Here is a 22,115-nt window from a genome sequence, read left to right as displayed (position 1 = left end):
CTTGTCGATGGCCAGTGTCACGTAAAACGGAGACACCTCCTTTTCGCTCTGGACATCCCTAGCATGGAGCCTGTCGGCGCGAGCCGCCATTGAAATGCTTCAACGCTAGCCGTCGAAGCCGGTTGCGCGGCGAGCGCGCCCGGCCGTGGCCTGTGCGGCGAGGTCCGAGACGGCGCATGGCAATAGGCTGCAGCCTAGGTGTGGTGCGGGTGTTGACGCTGAGTTAACGTTGAGAAACAGTCTGGTGACACATGACGCCAAGGAGTAATCTGGATGCGTTCGTTCGGCACAATATTCGAAGCCGCACAGAACCAGATGGCCCGCGGGTACGCCCTTCGTTCAGGCAAGCAGGCTGAGGGCGAAGAAGCGGCATGTCACGGGGTTGGCGAGGGGGAGAGCCAGGATGGATCCGGTCATTGGAGTATTGATCATAGCGGGGGTGGCGCTGTTGTTGGCGCTGATATGCCTGGTGGCGCTCCTACGCAGCCGCCGGGCACGGGAGCCACTGGCGCCTACGGCACCGCCGGCTGCGGCACGCACGCCAGCCAGGCCGGCGACGCCCGTTCCACCCACTCCGCCCGCACCGGAAGCGGTGCCTGCGGCCACGGAGGAGACGCCGGCGCCACGGCACCGGTTCGAAGTAAGTTCGGGCTCCGAGATCAAGCAGTGCCTGTTCGTTATCCTCGACTGGCCGGGGCTGGACACGAATCGCCGTCTCGCCCGGCTGCTCAAGGAGTACAACGCGGACTACGATGCCAAATTCGGTGTCTACAAGATTCGCGACCCGTTGGCCGGCTACAAGCTGACCATCGCCAATTCGTCACCTCCCGGCACGCTGCCACCCATCCACGAGGGCGACGACCAGCCCATCGTCCATGGCGTCTCCATCCTGATCCACTTCATCAACAAGCGCAGCGTTGCGCGCAATCCCGATACCCTGATACAGATTACCCAATCGATCGCCGCCATCGGCGGGCATATCCTCGACGCCGAGCGCAATGCGGTGAGCAACGAGGAATTCGAACTGCTTCGCCAACAGGCGCAGCGCGCCGGCTCGATGAACTGACGCACCACGACCATCGCGCCCGAGGCTGGAAATCGGACCATGCGAGATCCGCTGCCTATCGACCCCATGCGAATCGATCAGTGGCTTTCCATCGAATATGACCTGTCGCTTGGCGACATCGAGCCGCTCGGCCTGGGAGCCGACCTCGACGCTCGCACCTATCGCCTCGTCGACCGCAAGGGCACGGAGTTCTTTCTCAAGCTTCGCCGAGGCAGGCCCGACCCCGCCACGCTGAGCGTGCCCCAGTGGTTGGCGAACCAGGGCCTGGCCCATGTGGTTGCTCCGCTCGCGACTCGCACAGGGGAGCTCTGGGCGAAGTTCGGCTCGCTGCACGCCGTGCTTTATCCCTTCGTGGAGGGACACTCGGGCTGGCAAGTCGAACTCACGCCGGGGCAATGGAGAACGCTGGGCAAGACGCTGCGATCGGTGCACGAAGCGACCTTGCCCCATACCCTGCTGCAGCGGTTGCCGCGCGAAACCTACTCGCCGGTTTGGCGGCAGCGCGTGGCAGCATGGCTGGCGCGCCTGCCCGCGGTGACCAGTGGTAGCGAGCCGGGCCGCAGGATGATCGGATTGCTGAAACGACAGCAGAGCGTGATTCGTCACATCGTCGACCGTGCGACGGCGCTTGCCGGCGAATTGCGCCGACAAGATTTACCCTGTTGCCTGTGCCACGGCGACCTGCACGCGGGCAATGTGCTGGTGAGCAATGAACGCCTTGCCCTCATCGACTGGGATACCCTGTGGCTCGCGCCTCGCGAACGCGACTTGATGTTTATCGGTGGCGGTGTCGGTGGCAACTGGAACCGGGAAGAGGAGAAAGCCTGGTTCCAGTCAGGATATGGAGAGTACGCGCCAAACCCGACCGCAGTGTCTTATTATCGGTTGGAGCGAATCGTGCAGGATATCGATGAGTTCTGCGCGGCCTGCCTGGACGAAGATCCTGCCGCCAGCGACCCACACGAACTGTACGACATGTTCGCCATGCAGTTCGAACCCGGCAACGTGGTGGAGATCGCCCTGGCAACCGATGGAAGCCTGCGTGCGGAGCGGTAGTATCGCATGGTGGCCAGGTGACGATGGCATGATGGCGCTCGCGGCGATTGCGCCGAAAGTTGGCGCAGAAGGTCGACGATGAAGCATGCAGCCGAGTTCGAGATCAAGGCTGTTTCATCCCAGGACATGGCGTTGATGAATGGCCTTCTGTCCATGTTGGGTGAGGCCTTCGACGAGGTGGACACCTATTCCAGGGCCCGCCCCGGCAGGGCCTACATGCAGCGCCTGCTCGACAGCGACACCTTCATTGCCCTGGCGGCGTTGAAAGGTAGCGAGGTGGTGGGCGGGCTGGCGGCCTACGAACTCATTAAGTTCGAGCAGGAGCGCAGCGAAATCTATATTTACGACCTGGCGGTGGCGGAAGCGCACCGGCGCGAGGGCATCGCCACCGCCTTGATCGAACATCTCAAGACGATAGCGGCTCAGCGGGGCGCTTATGTCATCTACGTGCAGGCGGACCTGGGCGATGCGCCAGCCATCGCGCTCTATTCGAAACTCGGCATGCGCGAGGACGTACTGCACTTCGATATCGAGGTGCCGTAGGGCTCGGGGTAGGCCAGCACATTAACGCTGCATGACCGGTGCGAGCCGCCGCGTTCGCGAGCCGTCAGGCCATCATCTCGTACCACACCCAGATAACGCACAGCATCACGCCGACCACACCCACGGTCCGGGCGTGGCGCTGCCACAGGCGCATGGCGGCATCGCCCGCCAGGGCGACCAGCGTGGCAAGCCCGAAGTAACGAATGCCACGCCCCAGCATGGCGGCCAGCAGGAAAAGCGGAAAAGGATAGCCGCTGGCACCGGCGGCCAGCATGGCGATCTGGAAAGGAATCGGCACGATGCCGATGGTCGCCACGGCCATGAACCCCTCCGATTGCAGCCGGTCCCGAAAGGAATCGAAGGCTTCCTGACTACCGAAAAGCCCAACCAAATGCTGCCCCCACTGATCCATGGCAAAGACGCCCAGGGCATACCCCAATGACGCGGCCGTGAGATTGCCGGCGAGGGCGACGCCGGCAATCGTCCACTTACGGTGGGGATGGCACAGCATCCAGGGAATGAGGATGACCTCGATGGGGATGGGGATCAGCAACGTCTCCAGCATCGAAGCCACGAACAGCAGCGGCAGGGCATGACGGGAGCGATCCAGGCGATCGAGCCACTCCCTGGCCGAGGTCGGGTGGAATCGTGACATGAGACTACGCCAAGCGTCCGTGCGAATGATGACCTGAGCATAGGAGCACGAAGGCACTCTGTCAGCAAAGGCGCGCCAGGTCAGCGGGTGGCGCTTGCCGTCAATTAGTCGATTTCTTAAACACTTGTAAGGCTTGATGTGGGACAAGGCTTTGCTCTGCACGCCCCGAATGCGCTCACGGTTGGCCGGAGGCCGGCCGATAAGGCTCTACCTGGCAGTTACGCGACGGTATGAGCCGTCATGAAGGCCAGGAACGACCACGAGCCGGAAGGCTTAACCGTGATAGAGCAAAGGAAAACTAGCGATGAGACGTACCTTGCAGAACCTGTCGGTCAAAGCCAGCCTGACCGGCGTACTGGGCCTTTTTGTCATGTTGATCGCTGTGGTGTCCTTTCTTGGCTACCAGACCGGCAGCCTGGGAAGCGCATCCATTCAGGAACTCAACACCATCAACGTTCAGCAGTTGAACGAACTCAACCGGGCGCAGGTGAACGTCGCCGATACCCAACTGAGCTTTCTCAATCATCTGGACGCCTTGAACGAAGGCGACAGGGCACTGGCCGAGCGCTATCTGGACATGGGTGAGCGCTTCCTGAACAGTGCCGAGGAGCGCTTTACCGCCTTCGTCAATGCGCCCAAGACCGAACAGGGGCGCCCCTATGCGGAACGCCTCGAGGAAGTGTTCGCTCGATTGGTCGAGCGCGGGTTGCATCCGCAATTGGCGGCGCTGCAGCAGGGCGACGAACGCGCCTACCGGGCTGCCAAGCGTGAGGGCGACGCTATCAACCTGGATTATATCGAAGCCAATCGGGATTTTATGACTTTCGCCGGCGAGCGGGGGGGCAGCCTGATGGAGAGCTTTATTGCTACCATGGAATTTTACGGGATCATCGGGCTGGCGGCTCTGCTGCTGGTGGTCAGCTGCGTGATCGCCGTACGCCTGGGCATGGTGCGGGTCATCATCCGGCCGCTGGAAGAGGCGGTGCAGCATTTCGAGCGGATCGCCAAGGGCGATCTGTCGCATGCGATCGCCGACCGCGGGCGCAACGAGATCGGGCAACTCTTTGCCGCTATGCAGCACATGCAAACGGGGTTGAAGCAGACCGTTTCCACGGTGCGCGACAGCAGCGGTTCGATCCATGTCGGCGCCCGCGAGATCGCCAGCGGCAATGCCGATCTTTCCTCGCGCACCGAGGAGCAGGCGGCTTCGCTCCAGGAAACCGCCGCCAGCATGGAACAGTTGACCGCCACCGTGCGCCAGAACGCCGAGAACGCCCGCCAGGCCAGCACGCTGGCCAAGGAGGCTTCGAGCACCGCGAGCCGCGGTGGAGAAGTCGTGGAGGAGGTCGTCGGCACCATGCACGGCATCACAGAAAGCTCGCGCAAGGTGGCGGACATCATCGGTGTGATCGACTCGATCGCCTTCCAGACCAACATCCTGGCGCTGAACGCTTCGGTGGAAGCGGCGCGTGCCGGCGAGCAGGGGCGCGGCTTCGCGGTGGTGGCAAGCGAAGTGCGCAACCTGGCGAGCCGCAGCGCGGAGGCCGCCGGCGAGATCAAGCGCCTGATCGAAGCGTCCGCCGAGCAGGTAAACAAGGGATCGTCGCTGGTCGAGAGCGCCGGTAGCACGATGCAGGAGATCCTCACCTCGGTACGCCGCGTGACCGACATCATGGACGAGATCTCGGCGGCGTCGCAGGAGCAGAGCTCCGGCATCGAGCAGGTCAACATGGCCGTATCGCAGATGGACGAGGTGACCCAGCAGAACGCCGCGCTGGTCGAGCAGGCCTCGGCGGCGGCGGCATCGCTCGAGGCGCAGGCCGCCCAGCTGGAGTCGGCTGTTGCCATCTTCCGTCTCGCGGAAGGCGAAGCGGCTCGGGCACTGGCGCCTTCCCACGTCCCGGCCCTGCCGGGCGCCGCCACGGCATCGAACGACGTGACCAAGCTGGTCAGGAAACTGGCGGCACCCGCCAGGCAAGTCGAAGAGGAGTGGGCCGCGTTCTGAGGCTCTTTCGTTCTCTACCGCTGGCCGGGGCATGGTGCCCCGGCTTTTTCATGCAGTGAGGCTAGATTCCCAGCGGCAGCCGAGTCTGGAACTTGGTCCGTTTGCGCGAGATCAACGTGCGGAACTTGTGCACGTCCTGGCCGGCATCGAGCACGTTATCGCAGAACCGGTCGTAGCTCTCCATATCGGCCACGCTGACGATCAGAACGAAATCCACCTCGCCCGTCACCTGGTAGCACTGCATCACTTCGGGGGCCGCTTCCATCCGCTGTGTGAACCGGCGGTAGAGCGTCCTGTCGTCTCGCACCATGGTGACCTCCACCACCATGTGCAGGCTGGCGCCGAGCGCTTCGGGGGCGAGAATCGCCACCTCGCGCTGAATGACCCCGCTCTCACGCAGGCGTCGCACGCGCTTGAGACACGCCGAAGGCGAAAGCCCGACGCGTTCCGCCAATGCCTGGTTGGTCAGGCTGGCGTCCTGCTGCAACTGGTCGAGGATTCTCAGGTCGAGTCTGTCCATGGTGCAGAAAATGTCCCCCGCCTCGCTCAAAAAAGCACATTCTTCTCGCTCGCGTCCGAAAAAGCCATCGCCTTGTTCGGTACATGCGTAAAGTAAGCCACCTGGCGCTCACTTTCGGAATCAGGACCATGACACAGCGACGACTCTCCCTCTGCGTGCACTCGGCTCGGCAACTGCTCCGCGAGTCCTGGGCGGTCTACCTGACATTGCTCAAGGTCATGGTGCCGGCGTTGGTGATCGTGAAGGCGCTTGAGATGCTGGGCATGACCGAGCGACTGGGGCACTGGCTCTCGCCGCTGATGTCGCCCCTCGGCCTGCCCGAGCCGCTCAGCATGGTGTGGGCCGCCACGCTGTTGACCAACATCTATACCGGGCTGGTCATCTTTTTCGAAGTCACGCGGGACACGCCGCTGACGGTCGCGCAGGTAACGGTACTGGGAGCGCTGATGGCGGTGGGCCACTCGCTGCCGGTGGAAGGGGCCGTCGCACGCAAGGCCGGCGTGCCCTGGTGGCTGACGCTGCTGCTGCGGGTGGGCGGCGCCTGGCTGCTGGGCTGGCTGCTGCACCTGAGCTATTCGCTGAGGGGCTGGCTGCAGCACGCCAACCGCGTGGCCTGGGAACCGGCGCCGCGGGACGCCTCGCTGGTGGCCTGGCTACAGGATCAGGCTATCACCCTGGCCACCATCTTCGTGGTGATCCTGGGGCTGATGGCATTCCTTCAACTGCTGCGCTGGCTCAGGGTCGAGCGGCTGATCCACAAGCTGCTGTTTCCGCTGCTGCGCCTGCTGGGGATCGGCCCGGCGGGAGCGAACATCACCGTCATCGGCATTACGCTGGGCTTGAGCTTCGGTGCCGGCCTGCTGCTGCGCGAGGCGCATTCCGGCCGGCTCACGCCCCGCGACATTCTGCTCACGCTGAGTTTCCTCGGGCTCTGCCACAGCCTGATCGAGGATACCCTGCTGATCATGCTGCTGGGCGCCGATCTTTCCGGCCTGCTGTGGGCGCGGCTCGGCTTCGCGCTGGTGGTCATCGCGCTGCTGGCCAGGCTGCCCTGGCTGCAACGGACCCAGTTGCCGGCCTGGATGTTCGCCGCGCGGGCCTTGCCCGACGCGACGCCTCGCCCGTGACAAAACCCGTGGATTGGCATGGCGGAAACCGGCAGGGCGCATTACGGTTAGCGATGAAGCGGCAAGGCGATTCCAGTTATCCAACTCAGCAAGGGGAGGGGACATGAAGCCCAGGATCAGCATGATCACGCTCGGCGTCCGCGATCTGCAGGCATCGATCCGGTTCTATGAACAGGGGCTGGGGCTTCCCAGGATGGAGTCGCCGCCGGAAGTGGCCTTCTTCACCCTGAACGGCACCTGGCTGGCGCTCTACGGCCGTGACTCGCTGGCGGAGGATGCGGGAATTCCCGCCGAAGGGAGCGGATTCGCCGGCATCGCCCTGGCGCACAACCTGGCCTCCGATGAAGAAGTCGACGAGCTGCTGGATCAGGCCGTGGCCGCCGGCGCCACGCTGATCAAGTCCGGCCAGAAGGTCTTCTGGGGCGGTTACTCCGGCTACTTCGCCGACCCGGACGGCTATCTCTGGGAGGTGGCGCACAACCCCTTCGTCTGGATCGGGCCGAAGGACGAGTAGGGGGCCGTATGGCCCGTCTCCTCGAGCAACCATTCGCGAAACGCCTGGATGCGAGGGTCCTGGGCGCTACTTTCGGGGTAGACCAAGTAATAGGCGTACTCCGGCGCCACCTCGAGACTGACATCGAATAGCCGAACCAGCCGACCTTGGGAGAGTTCGCCGGCGATCATGGCCGGCTCGGCGAGCCCCACGGCACCGCCGTCGAGCACCGCCTGCACGACATGGCTGGCGTCGGAGAAGCCCACGCAGCGGCTGCCGTCGAAATCATCGATTCCCGCGGCCGCCATCCACATCGGCCAGTTCGGCCAAGCCTTGCCTCCCACGCGACAGTCCACGTAGCAGAGCGTATGACGCAGCAAGTCCCGTGGTGTCTTCAGGTCGGGGTCGGCTGCGAGTAGCGTCGGGCTGCAGACCGGCACCACAAACGTTTCGAACAGGCGATCCGACCGGGTTTTCGCGTAGTGGCCGGTGCCGAATCGAATGGCGACGTCCACTTCGTCGAGATCGAAGTCGCGCACTTCGTCAGTGGTGTCGAACGACAATTCGAGAGAAGGGACCGTTTCTCGCAGCCGGGCAAGTCGGGGCAGCAGCCAGTTCGTCGCGAAGCGGGCTCCTAGCGTCAGGCGTAGAGGCGCCGATTCCCGCGTCATGCGCCTCGCGCGGCCGACGGCGTGCCGCAGGCTTTCCAGGGCCTCGCTTGCCGCCTCGAAGACCACCGCCCCGGCCGGCGTGAGTCGAATACTCCGGCTGGTGCGGGTGAACAGCGTGATGCCCAGCTGCTCTTCCATCTCCTTTATCTGGTAACTGACCGCCGCCGGCGTCAATCCCAACTCTTCGGCCGCACGGGTGAAGTTCAAGTGCCGGCCGGCGGCTTCGAACGTTCTCAATGCGCGGGTACCGGGTAAAAGTCGACTGCTCATCGATCTTCAAGCCAAGTTTGACGATGTATCGAGAAATACTCGTTTCTCAAGGAGGCGTCAACGCAAGACCATGGGCCGAACCTTGAACCCAGGAGTCAACGAAATGACCGCAAGTCCGGAAGCCCATGTCACGCAGTGCAACGGTCGGGAAGCGACGGTGGAACGGCTCTCACCGCTGGCGTTCGCCGGCTATGCCCACTTCACGGCCATGCAGGTACGCGGAGGCCGGGTGCGTGGGCTGGACCTCCACCTGGAGCGGCTTCGCCTGGCGTCGCAGAAAATGTTTGGCCAGGCACTGCCCGATGATGAGATCCGGCGCTACCTGCGCACGGCGATAGCGGCGGGCCCCGACGATCTTTCCCTGGTGGCCACGGTGTACTCGCCTGCGGGGGAATTCACGGTGGCCGGCCCCGAGGTAACGCCTGAGGTGCTGGTACGAACAAGCCCTCCTTCGTCCGGTCCGCAGGGCCCGCTGAGGCTCGCGACGTACGAGTACGAGCGAACGCTGCCCGCGGTGAAGCATGTCGGCGAGGTGGCCAAGACCTACTTTCTTCGCCGTGCTGCGGAGCAGGGCTTCGATGATGCGGCCTTCGTCGACCGTATGGGCCGGTTCAGTGAAGGAACGATCTGGAATCTCGCCTTCTGGGACGGCGATGCGGTGATATGGCCAAAGGCGGAGATGCTGTACGGCACCACCATGGGCATCCTGCGCCGGCAGTTGGATCGCCTCGGTATCCCGCAGCGCGATCGAATCGTGACGTCGGCCGACCTCCCGACCCTGGCGGGAGCCGTCGTGATGAATTCCTGGACGCCGGGCATCGCCGTCAGTCGGATCGGCGACGTGCCGGTGCCTCAGGCGGCTGCGTTTGTCGAACTGCTGCATAAGGCCTACCGGGCCGAGCCACTCGAAACGCTGTGAGCGGCGTGACCGTCTCCATGCGTCGGGCAGCCGCTCGAGCCGAGCGCACCATGCCATGGGTGTTTGCGGGTGGGTGAACGCTTACTGGGGCGGCGGGAGCGCAGGAACGGAGCCGAGGCCATCCACGCACGAACGGTAGCGTGATAATCTTTCTCACGCTGTACCCGTTCCCGGCCTCGCCGGCTGCCGTTCGTTTCGCGCAGCCGCAAGCGGACACTTTCCCGGCCTGCATGGAGATGGCATGAAGCTGTTGCGTGGGTTCCTGTGGCTGCTCGGCTTCCAACTGCTCGGCCATGCCGTGGTCGAGCTGCTCTCGCTTCCGATCTCCCATGCCATGGCCGGGCTCTTGCTGCTGCTGGCCTGGCTGGTGGCGGCCAGGCGCCTGAACGAGAGCGTGGCCACGGCGAGCCAGGCGCTGATCCCGCTGCTCGCCATGCTGATCATGCCCGGGGTGGTGGGGGTGTTCTTTATCATCGAGGAGTTCGCCGGCCATTGGACGGCAGTGATGGTCGCGCTGGCCGTGGGTACCTGTCTCAGCGTGCTGACTACGCTCTGGCTGATGCGGCGCTTCATGCCCAGGGAAACCTCGAGCTGCGACGAGCGGGGGCGTCAGGCATGAGCGAACTCCACGCCTCGCTGCTGGGCTCCCCGATTCTCGCCATCGCCCTGACTCTCGCCGCCTACCTCGGCGGCGTGGCCCTGTTCGAAAAGCTCGGCCGGCCGAGCTGGTGCCCGGCGGTGCTGATCGGCGCGTTGATGACGGCGGCCAGCCTGTGGCTGCTGGGCTATGAGTATGCCGACTATCGGCGCAACGTCGCCTGGATAACGCTGTTGCTGGGCCCCGCCACCGTGGCGCTGGCGGTGCCGCTCTACCAGCAGCGGCAGCACATCTACACGCTATGGAAGCCCATCCTGTGCTGCCTGCCGCTTGCTGCCGTGCTGGCAGCCTTCTATTCGGTTGTGATCGCCTGGTTGCTGGGGGCGTCGCCCGTCGTGCTGGCGTCGCTGGCACCCAAGTCGGTTACCGCGCCCATCGCCATCGGCATATACGAACAGATCGGGGGCTCGCTGTCGCTGATGCTGGGTGGCCTGCTGATCACCGGTGTGCTGACCACCATCTTCGTCTCGCTCTTCGCCCGCCTGCTCAAGATTACCGACAAACGCATTCTCGGCTTCGCCCTCGGCGTGAACGGCCATGCCATCGGCATCGTTCGCGCCTTCGAGCTCGGCCCCACGGCCGGTGCCTTCGCCTCGCTCGGCATGAGCCTGACGGGCGTGTTTACCGCAATATTCCTGCCGTTGGTGTGGCGGCTGCTGGGACTTTGAGGGGGCGCTGCCATAGCGGGAATTGTTCGGCCCGAGTGCAGGAGCGTTGCCATCGCTTGGTCTAGAGTGAGTAAGTTCGAGCTGCAGGGGCGGCTGGGCTGCCTACCGCGATAGGAACGAGGGAACGATGCGCACGGAAAAAGAGAAGATGCTGAGCGGAGAGCTCTACAACCCGCTCGATCCGCAGTTGGCCGAAGAGCGGCATCGCGCTCGCCTGCTGGCCAAGGCGTTCAACGACTCCAGCGACGACCAGGGGAAGGAGCGCAAGCGGCTGTTGATCGAACTGTTCGGCGCCATGGGCAAGGGCACCTTCATCGAGCCCCCTTTCTACTGCGACTACGGCGGCAATATCACCCTGGGCGAGCGTGTCTTCTTCAACTTCAACTGCGTGATCCTCGACGTGGCCGCCGTCACCATCGGCAACCACGTGATGTTCGGCCCCAGCGTACAGGTCTATACCGCCACCCATCCGCTCGACGCCGAGCAGCGCCGCAGCGGCCTGGAAGCCGCCAAGCCCATCACCATCGGCGATGATGTCTGGATCGGTGGCGGGGCGATCCTCAGCCCCGGTGTCACTATCGGTGCCCGCTCCGTTATCGGCGCCGGCAGCGTGGTCACCAAGAATATTCCCGAGGGTGTGTTCGCCGCGGGCAATCCTTGCCGGGTGGTACGTTCGCTCGAGAACGAAGCATCACGTTGAAAAGGGGAGAGCCATGGTCACCGGCATCAACCACCTGACGCTTGCGGTCAGCGATCTCGATCGCTCGTTCACCTTTTATACCCAAGTGGTGGGCCTCGAGCCGGTCGTGAAATGGGCTCGGGGCGCCTACCTCCTGGCAGGTGGCGACTGGATCTGCCTATCGCTCGATGACGAGACGCGCTCCAGTCCGCTGCCTGAATATACCCACATCGCTTTCGGTGTCGACTCGGAGGCCTTTGGGTCGTGTGCTCAAGCCATCCGCGAGCAGGGCGTCACGATCTGGAAGGAGAACCGCAGCGAAGGCGATTCGCTCTATTTTCTCGATCCGGACAACCACAAGTTGGAGGTCCACTCCGGCAACCTCGAAAGTCGGCTAGCGGAACTGCGAAAAAAACCCTATGAAGAACTGGAATGGTTCGCCTAGCGGGACGGCAAGTAAGTAAGCACTGACGGGTGGAGTCCACCATTTCAACCAGCCAAGAAGAGTACTCACAATGAAAAGAATAAATCCCAAGGTGGATGCACTCTTGAGCAAGCCCGAGTGGCAGGAAGAAAGGAAGAAGCTGCGAGCGTTACTTCTCGATTGCCGACTCGATGAAGAAGTGAAATGGGGAAAGCTCTGCTATTCGTTCCAGAATAACAACGTCGCTCTGATCTTCGGAATGAAAGCGTACTGCGCGCTCGGCTTTTTCAAGGGCAGCCTATTGAAGGACCCCGAAGGCATTCTCGTGGCACCGGGTGAACACTCGCAGGCGATGCGTCAGATTCGCTTCACCGGGGCGCACGAGATCGATGCGATGCAGGAAACTCTGAAAGCCTATCTCCATAAAGCTATAGAAGTGGAGAAGGCCGGCCTGGTCGTGGATTTCAAGGAGAAGCACGAACTCCAATATCCCGAAGAATTCCAGCAGGCGCTGGAGGGAAACGCCGCCTTGAAGGCCGCCTTTGAAGCGCTCACGCCGGGGCGGCAGCGAGGCTACATCCTGCACTTCTCCGGGGCCAAGCAATCCAGTACACGGACCTCGCGAATCGAAAAGTGCGTGCCGGGCATTCTCCAGGGCAAGGGCTTTAACGACCGCTGAGCATGGCATGGTAGGTAAGTAAGCGCTGACTGGAGGGGTTATGAAAACGCAGTACTACACTGCCACGAGCCTAGATGGATTCATCGCCACCGAAGACGATTCCCTGGACTGGCTCTTCCCGCTGGGGGACATCAACGATACGAGCTATTCCGCCTTCTTTGCGGAGGTCGGGGCGCTGGCCATGGGCTCCACTACCTATGAGTGGATGCTGCGCCATTTGGAGAAAGTCGCCGAGGAAACTGGCTCGGCATGGCCGTACACACAGCCCACCTGGGTCTTTTCGACCCGTAAGCTGCCGGGCATCGAAGGCGCGGACATCCGCTTCGTGCAAGGAGACGTCAAACCCGCCCATGCCGAGATGGCGAGAGCGGCAGGCGGAAAGAATATCTGGGTCGTGGGCGGTGGCGATCTGGCGGGCCAATTCCATGACACTGGCTTGCTGGATGAAATCCTCGTGCAAGTGGGCTCGGTCACCCTGGGCAACGGCAAGCCGCTGTTTCCACGCCGCATCACCAACCCGCCGCTGGAGCTGGTCTCCGTCCGCCAAGTGGGGACGGGCTTCGCGGAGCTGCGCTACCAAATACCGGGAAACCGTTAACCGGCCGCCGAGCGTCTGATCCAGGCTCCTCTTGCTCGCCCTCCTACTTGGCTTTTCTTTAGCCGTCTCGTCTCGCTTGCGAGGGGCTTTGTTCCGTGTCTAGCCTGGAGTATGAGTACATCTAGTACTTCTACATTAGAGCTCATCCTTGCGCACAGGGAGCGTGTCCATGTCAGCGCGTATTGCTTACCAAGTCACGAGTCAGTGGGACTCAGGTTTTGTCTTTGAAGTTGCGGTTACCAACGAGGGTACGCTGCCCATCGACGATTATCGGGTGGGGTTCGACCTGCCGGGCTCGGTGACGGATGTCTGGGGCGGCCGTATGAGCGCTCACGAAGGCCAGCGCTACGAGATCATGGACGATGACGCAGACAACGACATCGCGCCGGGGCAAACGGTCAGCTTCAAGGTCAAGAACGTCGACGGCAGTTCGCAGATGCCGACCCGCTTCAGCGTCAACGATCAGCCGGTGATCGTCGAATCGCCTGACGTCGGCGAGCCCGACAGCGTCGACGAGGCGTTCGTCGACGGTGTGGCCAAGGTCGAGCCCGGCGTCTCCGCGGAGGAGCTGGAAACCCTGCTCAATGGTGCCCCGAAGGGGGCCACCGTGCGCCTGACCGAGGGCGAGTACGTCTTCGACGACTCAGTGAGCGTCACACGCTCGGATATCTCGCTGATCGGTGCCGGCAGCGGCAAGACGACCATCACCTTCAGCGACACGGCGCTGGAGCGCGACAACGCTCATGGCCTGCTGTTCGAGGGGAGGGGCACGGCCAGCGCCGGCCGGCTGCAGGCAGATGCCGCGGAGGGCAACGACACGCTGTCCCTTGAGAGCGGCCATGGCCTGGCCACCGGCGACATGGTGCGCATCTGGCAGGACAACGATGCCGAGTACTTCGACGAGATCGGCAACACCTCCTGGCAAGGGAGCCAGTACGCGCCGCTGCGCACCAGCATGGCGCGAGTCGTCGAGCGCGACGGCAGTACGGTCACCCTCGACCGGGGCGTGCACTTCGATTTCAAAGGCGGCGAGGCCAGGATCCAGCGCGTCGATGCCTTGGAGAATGTCGCTCTGGAGGGCGTCTCCATCGGCTATCAGCTCGGCACGCCCGATTCGGGCTCCTTCAACAACACGCTGTCGTCGCACCTGGGCTATCACGCCGTCGAGTTCAACGGCACGGTCGGGGCGCGTGTCGCCGACGTCGAGGTGAATGACGGACCCTCGGTCGCTTTCGTCGCCAATCGCTCCGTCGACATTCAGGCCGAGAACCTCCATGCCGAGGGTGCCTTCAACAAGGGTAGCGGCGGCAATGGCTATGCCTACGAGCTGTTCGAAAGCTACGACGGCACCTTCACCGACCTCAACGACAGCGGCATGCGCCACAGCGTGCTATTCGCCTCCTGGCGCTCTTCCGTGGGCAACGACATCCACGTCGAGTTCACCGATCGCGACATCAACTTCCACGGCGGCCAGGATCATGACAACACGGTGCGCGTTTCACAATCCGAGCGCGACCCGGCGACCGACAACCTCTCGCCCACGCTGTGGATCAACCAGGGCGGGGAGAGCTTCGGTGCGCCGACCGATCCCACCGCCAACCAGGTAATGTTCGACTACGTGGTCGGGTCTCGGCGCAACGACGTGGTACCGGGCTCCGACGATGGGGTCTACCTGGACGGGGCCAGGGGCCACGACACCCTGCTCGGCGGCGCCGACGACGACATACTGCGCGGCGGCCCGGGCAACGACCGGCTAGAGGGCGGGCCAGGCAACGACACGGCGCTGTTGATGGGCGACTACGCGACCTACGGCCTGCAGCCCATGCCGGGCGGCGGCCTGTTCCTGGATGGCTGGGGCGACGATGACCTACTGCTCGACGTCGAGCGTGCAGTGTTCGCCGACGGCACTGTGCTTGACGTCGAATCGCGCACAGTCATGACCGGAGCGGCGCCGGAGATACCCACCGCCGATGAAATCCTCGCCGACGATATCATTCGTTTTCCCGACGACGAGGCGCCGCCGGAAGCGCCGGACGAACCGCCGGCGGACGACGTCGCCGCAGCGGTTCGCTTCGAGAGCGTCAGCCGCTGGGCGAGCGGCTACGTGATGGCCGTCGAGATCACCAACGAAACCGACTCGAACATCGAGGACCCGCGCATCGACTTCGAACTGCCCGCCGAGATCACCCAGTTCTATGGGGCAAACCTGCTCGCGCGGGAGGGCGACACTTACTCCCTGGCGCTGGCCGGCGACGATACGCTGACGCCGGGCGAGACCCAGCGCTTCTCCTTCAAGGCCTATGCACCCGAGAGCCACCTGCCCCAGGGGCTGCGCCTCGACGGGCACGAACTCGAGGTGGACATGGATCAGCTCGTCGCCGGCAGCGAGAGCGAGTCCGAACTCGGAACTCAGACCAGTATCACCAGCAACCTCACCAGTACCTGGTCTAACGGCTACACCGCCGAGGTGATCGTCGAGAACACATCCAACCTGGCCATCGATAATCCTTCGGTCAGCTTCGACCTGCCGGGCGAGATCGACACGCTATGGAACGGCACAGCGACACGCGACGGCAATCGCTACACCGTCACCGACGACAACCCGACCACACTGCAGCCCGGCGAGAGCTGGCGCTTTTCCTACAAGGCCTATGACACCAGCCAGGCGCTGCCGGCGGATGCCGTGGTGGAGGGCACGCCGCAAGTGCCGGCGAACGAGCCGACCGCAGTGACCAGCAACATCATCAGTGAGTGGTCGGGCGGCTATACCACGGAGGTTCTGGTCGAGAACACATCTACCGATGCCATCGCCGATCCCACCGTCGATTTCGCGCTGCCTGCCGACATCGACACGCTGTGGAACGGCGTGCTGGAGCGGGACGGCGAGCGCTACCGCGTCTCCAATGACGATGCCACCGTGCTCCAGCCCGGCGAGGTGTGGCGCTTCAGCTACCGTGTCTATGACGACCAGCAGCACCTGCCGGACGATCTCGTGGTAGAAGGCCAGGCCGAGCCGGCCAAGCTCGACCCATCGGAGATCGAGCAAGTGGTGGATAGCGACGGCAACCCCGTCACAGGCGAACCCGGCAGCACCCTGACCGGCACCGACGGTGACGACACCCTGAACGGCCTGCGCGGCGACGACTACCTCACCGGCGGCACGGGCAACGACCGCCTGGTGGGCGGCAGCGGCGCCGATACGCTGACCGGCGGGACGGGCGCCGACACCTTCGCGTACCACTCCACGAGGGATTCGACGCCGCAGCGCCAGGACACCTTGCTAGATTTCAACCGCCTCGAGGACGACCGGATCGATCTCTCCGCTATCGATGCCAATAGCGAACTGGATGGCCTGCAGGAGTTCGCTTGGCTGGGCGACGAAGGCTTCAGCGGTAATGGCGGCGAGCTACGTACCTCCGGTAGTCACCTGCAAGCGGACGTCAACGGCGACGGCGTCGTCGACCTGCAGCTTGCCGTGCTGGGCGTAAATTCGCTCGAGCAGAGCGATGTCGTTTTTCAGAGCTGAAGAAGCGCCATGCAGAATCTGACCCGTACCGCCCGGAGAGCCTTCATGCGGGCCGCCAGGATGAAGGCAAGGAAGAAAGTTTCGAAGGACAGGGCGGCGCAGGCCGCCCCCCGACAGGCTCACCGATGAACGACCGTGCTCTTGCATCATTCATGTGGGCCACATTGAGCCGGATCCAGGGTGAGTCACCATCCTCAGGCAGGAACAAGTGCCCTGGCGACAGCGTAATGCCCATTCGGCGGGCTTGGTGGACGAGCTGGGCCGAGGAGGCGGCTGATGGGTGGCGTGCCCAGACGAACATACCGCCTGCCGGCTCGACAAAGATCTCCCAGCCGGCGCGCTTCAACATGGTGATTGCCGCGGCCATCTGCTCCGAGAGTTTGGTCCTGAGGCGTTCCGTCAATTTTCTGTAGCTGCCGTTCTGGAGCATGGTAGTTACGACCTGTTCGGCAAAGCGTGAGGCGGAAATGCTGGTCAGCATCTTGATATCGACAAGAGGCTTGAGCAGAGGCTGCTTGGCAATGATGAAGCCGACTCGCAACGATGAGGAAAGGCTTTTGGAAAAACTGCCCAGATAAATGACCCGATCCAGGCCATCCAATGCTGCAAGGCGGGTGCTGGGTTCCTGCTGGAAATCGGCGTAAATGTCGTCTTCCATGATCTGAAAATCATGGGCTTCGGCCAGTTGCAGGATGCGGTGGGCGATGGCAGGCGCCAGAGTAGAGCCTGTGGGGTTATGGTATACGCTATTGATGAAAAACAGCTTCGGCTTGTGCTGGGTCAGCAATGCTTCCATGCGCTCGATATTGGGGCCATTGGCCAGACGTGGCACGCCGATGACATGAATACGCTGCAAGCGTAGTAAGCCGATGAGATTGTAATAACCCGGCGATTCGACGAATACCACATCGCCGGGTTCTAGTAGAAAACGCACCAGAAGATCCAGCGAGTGGCTACCACCGCCTGTCATTAATATTTGATTGGCGTCGGCCCCGATGCCCAACAGCCGTACGCGCTCCTGGATCAAGCCGCGCAGATCCAGCGGGCCCAGTGGCGTACTGTAATCGAAGATACCCGAGCGGCTTTGTCGCGCCACTTGACGAATGGCATAGGTGAGATCATCGCCTTCACGCCAGTGGTTGGGTAACCAGCCGCAGCCAAGTTTCAGGTGACCTTCGTCAGCCTGGAAGAGATTCCACATATCGTTCGTGAAATCTTCCAGTTGGCTCGGTGCCGAATCCATCTTGGCCAGGGCCGTCGGCGCCGTAGCTGCTACATAAAACCCCGATCCCGGCCTTGAACGTACCAGCCCATGCGCCACCAGACGTTCATAAGCTTCGATGACGACATTTCGACTGATGCCATGCTCCGCGGCCAAGCGTCTTATCGAAGGTAAGCGGCTTCCTCCACCGCCGCCGTTGCGTCCGATCCATCCCGTCAAGCTTTCGACCAGCTGTTCTACAAGGGGCTTGCTCGACTGTTTGTCCAATTCCAACTTCGTCATCGGTACGCCCTACGGTAACCGTACAAGAAAATCCTGGAACAGCTTCTCGAAAAGCAGCGAGATCGTACCTTTCCATGCGTGTCCCGAAGATGCAATTGTCTTTCACGCGGACGACCTCGAAGCCCGCACTTTTTACACATGTATCACGAGCCCTTGTCCATGCGCCGAACCCAACCCATTCGACTCGCCTTCGCACTCTGCATGATTACTACGGCGGTCAATCTGCAAGCGCCCCTTTACGATGCCTTGGCAGCGCGTAGCGGTGCTGGCGCGGGGGCCACGACCGTGGCCTTTGCCTGCTATGTAGTCGGCATCCTGCCAGTGCTGCTGGGGCTCAATGGGCTTGCCGAGCGGGTAGGGCGTAAGCCCTTGATAAATGCCGCGCTGATGCTGTGCCTGGCTGCCACGGTATTGACGCTCGCTATGCCTGGGTTGGTTACCCTGGGTATCGCCCGCTTCATGATGGGTATCGGCACAGCGCTGACATCGGCAGTGGCACCCGCCTACATGGCCATGCTGTTCGAGGGAAAGGATAGTCGGGCTCCGGCCAACTGGGTGACGGCCAGTACGGCGCTGGGATTCGGGCTCGGTGCGGCCCTCACCAGCTTGTTCGTGCTTCACACGCCGAGCCTGACGCCACCTAGCCTGTGGCTCTATCTAGTAGCCGCTACGTTGGCCCTTCTGCTGGTGCTGACACTCAAGGACGATTGCCCACGGCGGGCTGGGGCCGAGATGTTGCGTTTGCCAACCTTTCCCCCCGGAGCCCTCGGCTATGGGCTCGCCATTATGTTGGCATGGGCAACCGTAGGGCTGGTCATCGCGATTCTGCCTTCCACCCTGGCCCAGCATGGCCTATCGGGCTGGGCCGGCTTCGCCACTTTCGGTGTCTGCAGCTGTGGCGTGCTCTTCCAGCCATGGGCAAGGAAGCTGGCACCGCAGATGGCCACTCAAGTGGGTCTGATCATCTTGCCTTTGGCATACGCTTTGATCGCCTGGGGCGCCTTGCAGGGCGATCTGCTGGCCGTACTGCTGGGTACCGTCGCGGCAAGTAGCGCCTGTTATGGTTTTATCTACCTGGGTGGGCTGAGTGGCGTACTCGACTTGGCGGCGGAGCACCCCTCGCGAGCGAGCGCCGGCTACTTCCTGATGGCTTACCTCGGCTTCAGCATTCCCGTTATCACGACAGGAATCCTGGTCGATGCTTTCGGACACGCCGCTGCGCTGGGGATCTTTGGCTTGGCGCTACTTTGCGGTGTAGCCGTGACGCTCGGCATTCTCCAGCGCGGAAGAATCTTTAGCCACCGGACGCTCCAGTAGCGTGCACCAAGTAAGTAAGCACAGACTTCCACTCTCAAGGACGCTGATTCAAAATGGCGTCGATTTCCGCTGTATCGAAATAGAAGGGCGTGCCTTCAACCAGTAATCCGTTCTCAAATCTCAATATCTGTGAAAATGGCTGTGTGACTGATATTCCGGTCGCTCGGGCTGTCATATGCAAAGTGCATGAGACGTACAGCTTGGCTGGGGAACCGGCGTGGTTCAGATCCTCCACTGCCACCTTGCTGAATGCTCTGCTCATTCGTTGCATCAACCCGGCGATACCTTCCAAACCTATCCAGTCGCCTGAGTACGGGAGTGATGTCGGCTCGTGGACGACAACATCGGGGTGAAAAGCATCCGCTAATAGGCGAATGTCTTTTGACTCCGATTCCATAAAAGCCATCTCCGCCTGGAACATTCTTTCGAGCATCTGCATTGTAGAAAGCGACTCTTCTTGGCTGGTTTTCATAGCGCCCTCGGCTGTATATGGATGACGGTAAGAAGATACTGGCCCTGCCGAGGGGCGACTATCCGTTTATTGTCCCCAAATTGTTAATCGGGCAGCACGGCTTGGTAATATTGGCTGGTTACTGTTTTGGGCTGCGATCATGACGCTCAGGTGGCCTCTCGTGTTCCGAGCCTGAGCCAAGCGGCGCTATCCAGCCCGCGGCAGGTTAGTAAGCACTGACTGGAGGGGTTGGGCTCGCTTCGCTATGCTGAGGCGAAATCGACGCCAGGGAATCGGCCATGTTGATCGAGATAATAAGAAACACACCGCGCTGGGTATTCCTGCTCTTCATCGTGCTGCACGTCACTGGCTACCGATTCCAACAGACTTCGCACGTAAGCGCTAACAACTATCGAAGGCTAAATTCAACGGGGCAGCGCATGGCAGTCGTTACGACAGGTTTGTGGATGGAACGCTTTTACCAGCGGCGCGTGCACTCGGGCTCCCCGAACCGGTGCGACGGGAGTGCTTTCCAGCGCATCATGCTGGACAAGTCGTCTCGTGATGGACCGATGCTCTCCTGTTTCCGGATTCGCTGACCTAGGATGGAATCGATGAAAAACGCCAGAGCGTTCTGGAACAAGAGTGCTGAGCGCTATGCCAAGAGCCCCATTCGCAACGAGAGCGCGTACCAGAAGAAGCTGGCCATCACCCAGGAGTACCTGCGGCCGGATAGCAGCGTGCTGGAGTTCGGCTGCGGTACGGGGAGTACCGCAATCCTCCATGCCCCCCATGTCAGGGAGATGGTCGCTATCGATATCTCCGACAAGATGCTGGAGATCGCCGAGCAGAAGGCACGGGATGCCGCCATCGAGAACATCTCCTTCCGACGAGGCACCTTGGAAGAGGTGGAGCTGGCGGAGGCGAGTTTCGATGCCGTCCTGGGGCTCAATATCCTGCACCTGCTCGAAGATCTGGACGCGACGTTGGCCAGGGTGCAAGGCTTGCTTAAGCCAGGTGGCGTGTTCGTTTCCAGCACCGTCCTGATCGGCGATATCAACTTGCTGTTGCGCCTAGTGATTCCGCCGATGCAGATGCTGGGGCTCGCTCCCTATGTGAATCGCTTCGGCAAGCAGGCCCTGGTCGATAAGCTGATCGGGGCGGGCTTCTCCATTGAGCGGGAGTGGCAACCTGGAAAAGCGACAGTATTCATCGTTTCCAGGAAGAGCGCTTGACCGCGAGGGGGCTATTCTGATGCAGACCTCGTGTCTGGCGAAGAGGACATCAAGCGCTACTTCCACGAGTTGCTGTGAAAAGTGAGCGTACGCCCATGAAAACCCTCGAGGCCCATATTCGCACCGCGCTCGAGACCGACTTGGCCGCTATTCGGTCCTGTGCATACAAGGCCTATGCCAAGTACGTCATGCGTATTGGCAGAGAACCTGCTCCGATGCATGCCGACTTCGCAAGCCAGATCGAAAGTGGTCGGATAGATGTAGCAATCTGCGAGTCGCGGATCGCTGGCTACGTGGTGTTCTATCCCGAGGGCGACTACATTCATCTTGAGAACGTTGCAGTACTGCCGGAGTACAGCGGTCGTGGTATTGGGAAGCGCTTGATCGAGCACGTTGAACGCACCTCCAGTGAGGCCGGGTATGAGGCCGTTGAGCTCTATACGAATGAAGCAATGACGGAAAATTTAGCCATGTACCTGAAGATGGGGTACGTCGAGGTCGGCCGTAGGCGCGAAGCAGGCTTCAACCGTGTGTTCTTCCGAAAGCAAATATAAGTGATAGTCAATTTATACTGAAAAATCATTTTGACGACTGGCAGGCTATCCAGCTCTCATCACAGAAAGGGAAACTTTACCGATGCACGAGGTGAAACATTTAAGCATCTATATCGATTGCGTCCCAAGCGACGTTTATGAATTCGCTTCCAATCCCGAAAACCTGCCACGCTGGGCAGCGGGGTTAGCCAGTTCCGCGGTTAAGAGAGAAGGAGGTTTGTGGGTGGCTGAAGCCCCATTTGGAAAAGTAAAGATTAGATTTGCGGAAAAAAATACGTTTGGTGTCATGGATCATGATGTTGAACTTGATTCAGGTGTGGTCGTTCACAATCCCATGCGTGTTGTGTCCAACGGGAATGGAAGCGAATTCATATTTACCCTAGTGCGGCAACCCGGCATGCCTGAGGAGCAATTCGCAGAAGATGCGGGAGCGGTTGAGAAGGACTTGAGAACGCTAAAAGAAGTTCTCGAAGGTCGTTCTTGGATGGATTCGTGAT

Annotated in this window: 23 protein-coding genes; 18 read left to right on the top strand and 5 right to left on the bottom strand. The window is 61.8% G+C overall.

Annotated features, from left to right (window positions below; all coding sequences use genetic code 11):
* Positions 1–403: 403 nt before the first annotated feature.
* From CYJ07_RS20390 to CYJ07_RS18990, 3 genes are all read left to right on the top strand, one after another.
* Positions 404–1,066, top strand: a complete 663-nt coding sequence (locus tag CYJ07_RS20390; protein WP_156085529.1) for a cell division protein ZipA C-terminal FtsZ-binding domain-containing protein — start codon at positions 404–406, stop codon at positions 1,064–1,066.
* 39 nt (positions 1,067–1,105) lie between these two features.
* Complete coding sequence (locus CYJ07_RS18995; protein WP_104205267.1) at positions 1,106–2,122, top strand: phosphotransferase enzyme family protein; 1,017 nt, start codon at positions 1,106–1,108, stop codon at positions 2,120–2,122.
* A gap of 78 nt (positions 2,123–2,200) precedes the next feature.
* Entirely contained in the window at positions 2,201–2,665 is a 465-nt protein-coding gene (locus tag CYJ07_RS18990) for an AAC(3)-I family aminoglycoside N-acetyltransferase (protein WP_104205266.1), read from the top strand.
* Positions 2,666–2,729: 64 nt separating this feature from the next.
* On the opposite strand, the gene CYJ07_RS18985 is transcribed toward CYJ07_RS18990, so the two are convergent.
* Entirely contained in the window at positions 2,730–3,320 is a 591-nt protein-coding gene (locus CYJ07_RS18985) for a YqaA family protein (RefSeq protein WP_104205265.1), read from the bottom strand.
* Between the two features lie 304 nt (positions 3,321–3,624).
* Here CYJ07_RS18985 and CYJ07_RS18980 point away from each other — a divergent pair, with 304 nt between their 5' ends.
* Positions 3,625–5,325 carry a methyl-accepting chemotaxis protein gene (locus CYJ07_RS18980; protein WP_104205264.1) on the top strand — a complete coding sequence of 567 codons (1,701 nt, stop codon included), beginning with the start codon at positions 3,625–3,627 and terminating at the stop codon, positions 5,323–5,325.
* 61 nt (positions 5,326–5,386) lie between these two features.
* On the opposite strand, the gene CYJ07_RS18975 is transcribed toward CYJ07_RS18980, so the two are convergent.
* Complete coding sequence (locus CYJ07_RS18975) at positions 5,387–5,845, bottom strand: Lrp/AsnC family transcriptional regulator (protein ID WP_104205263.1); 459 nt, start codon at positions 5,843–5,845, stop codon at positions 5,387–5,389.
* Positions 5,846–5,973: 128 nt separating this feature from the next.
* On the opposite strand from CYJ07_RS18975, the gene CYJ07_RS18970 reads away from it, so the two are divergent.
* Together CYJ07_RS18970 and CYJ07_RS18965 are read left to right on the top strand one after the other, a co-directional pair.
* Positions 5,974–6,972 (top strand): nucleoside recognition domain-containing protein, encoded by a 999-nt coding sequence (locus CYJ07_RS18970; RefSeq protein ID WP_156085528.1) that lies wholly within the window; start codon positions 5,974–5,976, stop codon positions 6,970–6,972.
* A 103-nt stretch (positions 6,973–7,075) separates the two neighbouring features.
* On the top strand, positions 7,076–7,486 hold the full coding sequence (locus tag CYJ07_RS18965) for a VOC family protein (protein WP_104205262.1): 411 nt from the start codon (positions 7,076–7,078) through the stop codon (positions 7,484–7,486).
* Here the strand turns inward: CYJ07_RS18965 and gcvA are convergent.
* The gene (gcvA, locus tag CYJ07_RS18960; protein ID WP_104205261.1) at positions 7,429–8,406 is read right to left on the bottom strand and encodes a transcriptional regulator GcvA; all 978 of its coding nucleotides are present in this window, start codon (positions 8,404–8,406) and stop codon (positions 7,429–7,431) included. The two genes, CYJ07_RS18965 and gcvA, sit on opposite strands and share 58 nt — an antisense overlap.
* Before the next feature lie 103 nt (positions 8,407–8,509).
* On the opposite strand from gcvA, the gene CYJ07_RS18955 reads away from it, so the two are divergent.
* The 8 genes from CYJ07_RS18955 to CYJ07_RS18920 all read left to right on the top strand — a co-directional run bounded on the left by CYJ07_RS18955 (position 8,510) and on the right by CYJ07_RS18920 (position 16,557).
* Positions 8,510–9,325, top strand: a complete 816-nt coding sequence (locus CYJ07_RS18955; protein WP_104205260.1) for an aminotransferase class IV family protein — start codon at positions 8,510–8,512, stop codon at positions 9,323–9,325.
* A 241-nt stretch (positions 9,326–9,566) separates the two neighbouring features.
* Complete coding sequence (locus CYJ07_RS18950; protein WP_104205259.1) at positions 9,567–9,944, top strand: CidA/LrgA family protein; 378 nt, start codon at positions 9,567–9,569, stop codon at positions 9,942–9,944.
* Positions 9,941–10,651: an LrgB family protein gene (locus tag CYJ07_RS18945; protein ID WP_104205258.1), complete on the top strand. Its 711-nt coding sequence runs from the start codon at positions 9,941–9,943 to the stop codon at positions 10,649–10,651. Before CYJ07_RS18950 ends, CYJ07_RS18945 begins: the two co-directional genes overlap by 4 nt.
* A gap of 127 nt (positions 10,652–10,778) precedes the next feature.
* A complete protein-coding gene (locus CYJ07_RS18940) occupies positions 10,779–11,351 on the top strand; it encodes a sugar O-acetyltransferase (RefSeq protein WP_104205257.1) in 573 nt (190 codons plus the stop codon).
* Positions 11,352–11,364: 13 nt separating this feature from the next.
* Positions 11,365–11,775, top strand: coding sequence for a fosfomycin resistance glutathione transferase (locus CYJ07_RS18935; RefSeq protein ID WP_104205256.1), 411 nt, complete (start codon positions 11,365–11,367; stop codon positions 11,773–11,775).
* A 103-nt stretch (positions 11,776–11,878) separates the two neighbouring features.
* On the top strand, positions 11,879–12,433 hold the full coding sequence (locus CYJ07_RS18930) for a YdeI/OmpD-associated family protein (RefSeq protein WP_231489695.1): 555 nt from the start codon (positions 11,879–11,881) through the stop codon (positions 12,431–12,433).
* 40 nt (positions 12,434–12,473) lie between these two features.
* The gene (locus CYJ07_RS18925; RefSeq protein ID WP_104205254.1) at positions 12,474–13,031 is read left to right on the top strand and encodes a dihydrofolate reductase family protein; all 558 of its coding nucleotides are present in this window, start codon (positions 12,474–12,476) and stop codon (positions 13,029–13,031) included.
* 169 nt (positions 13,032–13,200) lie between these two features.
* Positions 13,201–16,557, top strand: a complete 3,357-nt coding sequence (locus CYJ07_RS18920; RefSeq protein WP_104205253.1) for a cellulose binding domain-containing protein — start codon at positions 13,201–13,203, stop codon at positions 16,555–16,557.
* Positions 16,558–16,600: 43 nt separating this feature from the next.
* On the opposite strand, the gene CYJ07_RS18915 is transcribed toward CYJ07_RS18920, so the two are convergent.
* Complete coding sequence (locus CYJ07_RS18915; RefSeq protein WP_104205252.1) at positions 16,601–18,061, bottom strand: aminotransferase-like domain-containing protein; 1,461 nt, start codon at positions 18,059–18,061, stop codon at positions 16,601–16,603.
* A gap of 159 nt (positions 18,062–18,220) precedes the next feature.
* Between CYJ07_RS18915 and CYJ07_RS18910 the strand changes: the two genes are divergently transcribed.
* On the top strand, positions 18,221–19,378 hold the full coding sequence (locus tag CYJ07_RS18910) for an MFS transporter (protein WP_104205251.1): 1,158 nt from the start codon (positions 18,221–18,223) through the stop codon (positions 19,376–19,378).
* A 34-nt stretch (positions 19,379–19,412) separates the two neighbouring features.
* Here CYJ07_RS18910 and CYJ07_RS18905 read toward each other — a convergent pair whose 3' ends face one another.
* Positions 19,413–19,850, bottom strand: a complete 438-nt coding sequence (locus tag CYJ07_RS18905) for a nuclear transport factor 2 family protein (RefSeq protein WP_197038435.1) — start codon at positions 19,848–19,850, stop codon at positions 19,413–19,415.
* A 593-nt stretch (positions 19,851–20,443) separates the two neighbouring features.
* Between CYJ07_RS18905 and CYJ07_RS18895 the strand changes: the two genes are divergently transcribed.
* The 3 genes from CYJ07_RS18895 (at position 20,444) to CYJ07_RS18885 (ending at position 22,114) form a co-directional block, all read left to right on the top strand.
* The gene (locus tag CYJ07_RS18895) at positions 20,444–21,064 is read left to right on the top strand and encodes a class I SAM-dependent methyltransferase (RefSeq protein WP_104205249.1); all 621 of its coding nucleotides are present in this window, start codon (positions 20,444–20,446) and stop codon (positions 21,062–21,064) included.
* A gap of 95 nt (positions 21,065–21,159) precedes the next feature.
* Entirely contained in the window at positions 21,160–21,618 is a 459-nt protein-coding gene (locus CYJ07_RS18890; RefSeq protein WP_104205248.1) for a GNAT family N-acetyltransferase, read from the top strand.
* A gap of 82 nt (positions 21,619–21,700) precedes the next feature.
* Positions 21,701–22,114, top strand: a complete 414-nt coding sequence (locus CYJ07_RS18885; RefSeq protein WP_104205247.1) for an SRPBCC family protein — start codon at positions 21,701–21,703, stop codon at positions 22,112–22,114.
* The last annotated feature ends 1 nt before the right edge of the window (position 22,115 follow it).

The sequence above is a fragment of the Billgrantia saliphila genome, assembly GCF_002930105.1.
Taxonomy (GTDB): domain Bacteria; phylum Pseudomonadota; class Gammaproteobacteria; order Pseudomonadales; family Halomonadaceae; genus Halomonas; species Halomonas saliphila.
The sequence above is the reverse complement of the archived record's forward strand: the minus strand, read 5'-3'. Positions and strand labels throughout refer to the sequence as shown.

Bases quoted from the DNA above. Each gene is read 5' to 3' on its own strand.
- CYJ07_RS20390 (WP_156085529.1), top strand. From the start codon at position 404: ATGGATCCGGTCATTGGAGTATTGATCATAGCGGGGGTGGCGCTGTTG.
- CYJ07_RS18995 (WP_104205267.1), top strand. From the start codon at position 1,106: ATGCGAGATCCGCTGCCTATCGACCCCATGCGAATCGATCAGTGGCTT.
- CYJ07_RS18990 (WP_104205266.1), top strand. From the start codon at position 2,201: ATGAAGCATGCAGCCGAGTTCGAGATCAAGGCTGTTTCATCCCAGGAC.
- CYJ07_RS18985 (WP_104205265.1), bottom strand. From the start codon at position 3,320: ATGTCACGATTCCACCCGACCTCGGCCAGGGAGTGGCTCGATCGCCTG.
- CYJ07_RS18980 (WP_104205264.1), top strand. From the start codon at position 3,625: ATGAGACGTACCTTGCAGAACCTGTCGGTCAAAGCCAGCCTGACCGGC.
- CYJ07_RS18975 (WP_104205263.1), bottom strand. From the start codon at position 5,845: ATGGACAGACTCGACCTGAGAATCCTCGACCAGTTGCAGCAGGACGCC.
- CYJ07_RS18970 (WP_156085528.1), top strand. From the start codon at position 5,974: ATGACACAGCGACGACTCTCCCTCTGCGTGCACTCGGCTCGGCAACTG.
- CYJ07_RS18965 (WP_104205262.1), top strand. From the start codon at position 7,076: ATGAAGCCCAGGATCAGCATGATCACGCTCGGCGTCCGCGATCTGCAG.
- gcvA (WP_104205261.1), bottom strand. From the start codon at position 8,406: ATGAGCAGTCGACTTTTACCCGGTACCCGCGCATTGAGAACGTTCGAA.
- CYJ07_RS18955 (WP_104205260.1), top strand. From the start codon at position 8,510: ATGACCGCAAGTCCGGAAGCCCATGTCACGCAGTGCAACGGTCGGGAA.
- CYJ07_RS18950 (WP_104205259.1), top strand. From the start codon at position 9,567: ATGAAGCTGTTGCGTGGGTTCCTGTGGCTGCTCGGCTTCCAACTGCTC.
- CYJ07_RS18945 (WP_104205258.1), top strand. From the start codon at position 9,941: ATGAGCGAACTCCACGCCTCGCTGCTGGGCTCCCCGATTCTCGCCATC.
- CYJ07_RS18940 (WP_104205257.1), top strand. From the start codon at position 10,779: ATGCGCACGGAAAAAGAGAAGATGCTGAGCGGAGAGCTCTACAACCCG.
- CYJ07_RS18935 (WP_104205256.1), top strand. From the start codon at position 11,365: ATGGTCACCGGCATCAACCACCTGACGCTTGCGGTCAGCGATCTCGAT.
- CYJ07_RS18925 (WP_104205254.1), top strand. From the start codon at position 12,474: ATGAAAACGCAGTACTACACTGCCACGAGCCTAGATGGATTCATCGCC.
- CYJ07_RS18920 (WP_104205253.1), top strand. From the start codon at position 13,201: ATGTCAGCGCGTATTGCTTACCAAGTCACGAGTCAGTGGGACTCAGGT.
- CYJ07_RS18915 (WP_104205252.1), bottom strand. From the start codon at position 18,061: ATGACGAAGTTGGAATTGGACAAACAGTCGAGCAAGCCCCTTGTAGAA.
- CYJ07_RS18910 (WP_104205251.1), top strand. From the start codon at position 18,221: ATGCGCCGAACCCAACCCATTCGACTCGCCTTCGCACTCTGCATGATT.
- CYJ07_RS18905 (WP_197038435.1), bottom strand. From the start codon at position 19,850: ATGAAAACCAGCCAAGAAGAGTCGCTTTCTACAATGCAGATGCTCGAA.
- CYJ07_RS18895 (WP_104205249.1), top strand. From the start codon at position 20,444: ATGAAAAACGCCAGAGCGTTCTGGAACAAGAGTGCTGAGCGCTATGCC.
- CYJ07_RS18890 (WP_104205248.1), top strand. From the start codon at position 21,160: ATGAAAACCCTCGAGGCCCATATTCGCACCGCGCTCGAGACCGACTTG.
- CYJ07_RS18885 (WP_104205247.1), top strand. From the start codon at position 21,701: ATGCACGAGGTGAAACATTTAAGCATCTATATCGATTGCGTCCCAAGC.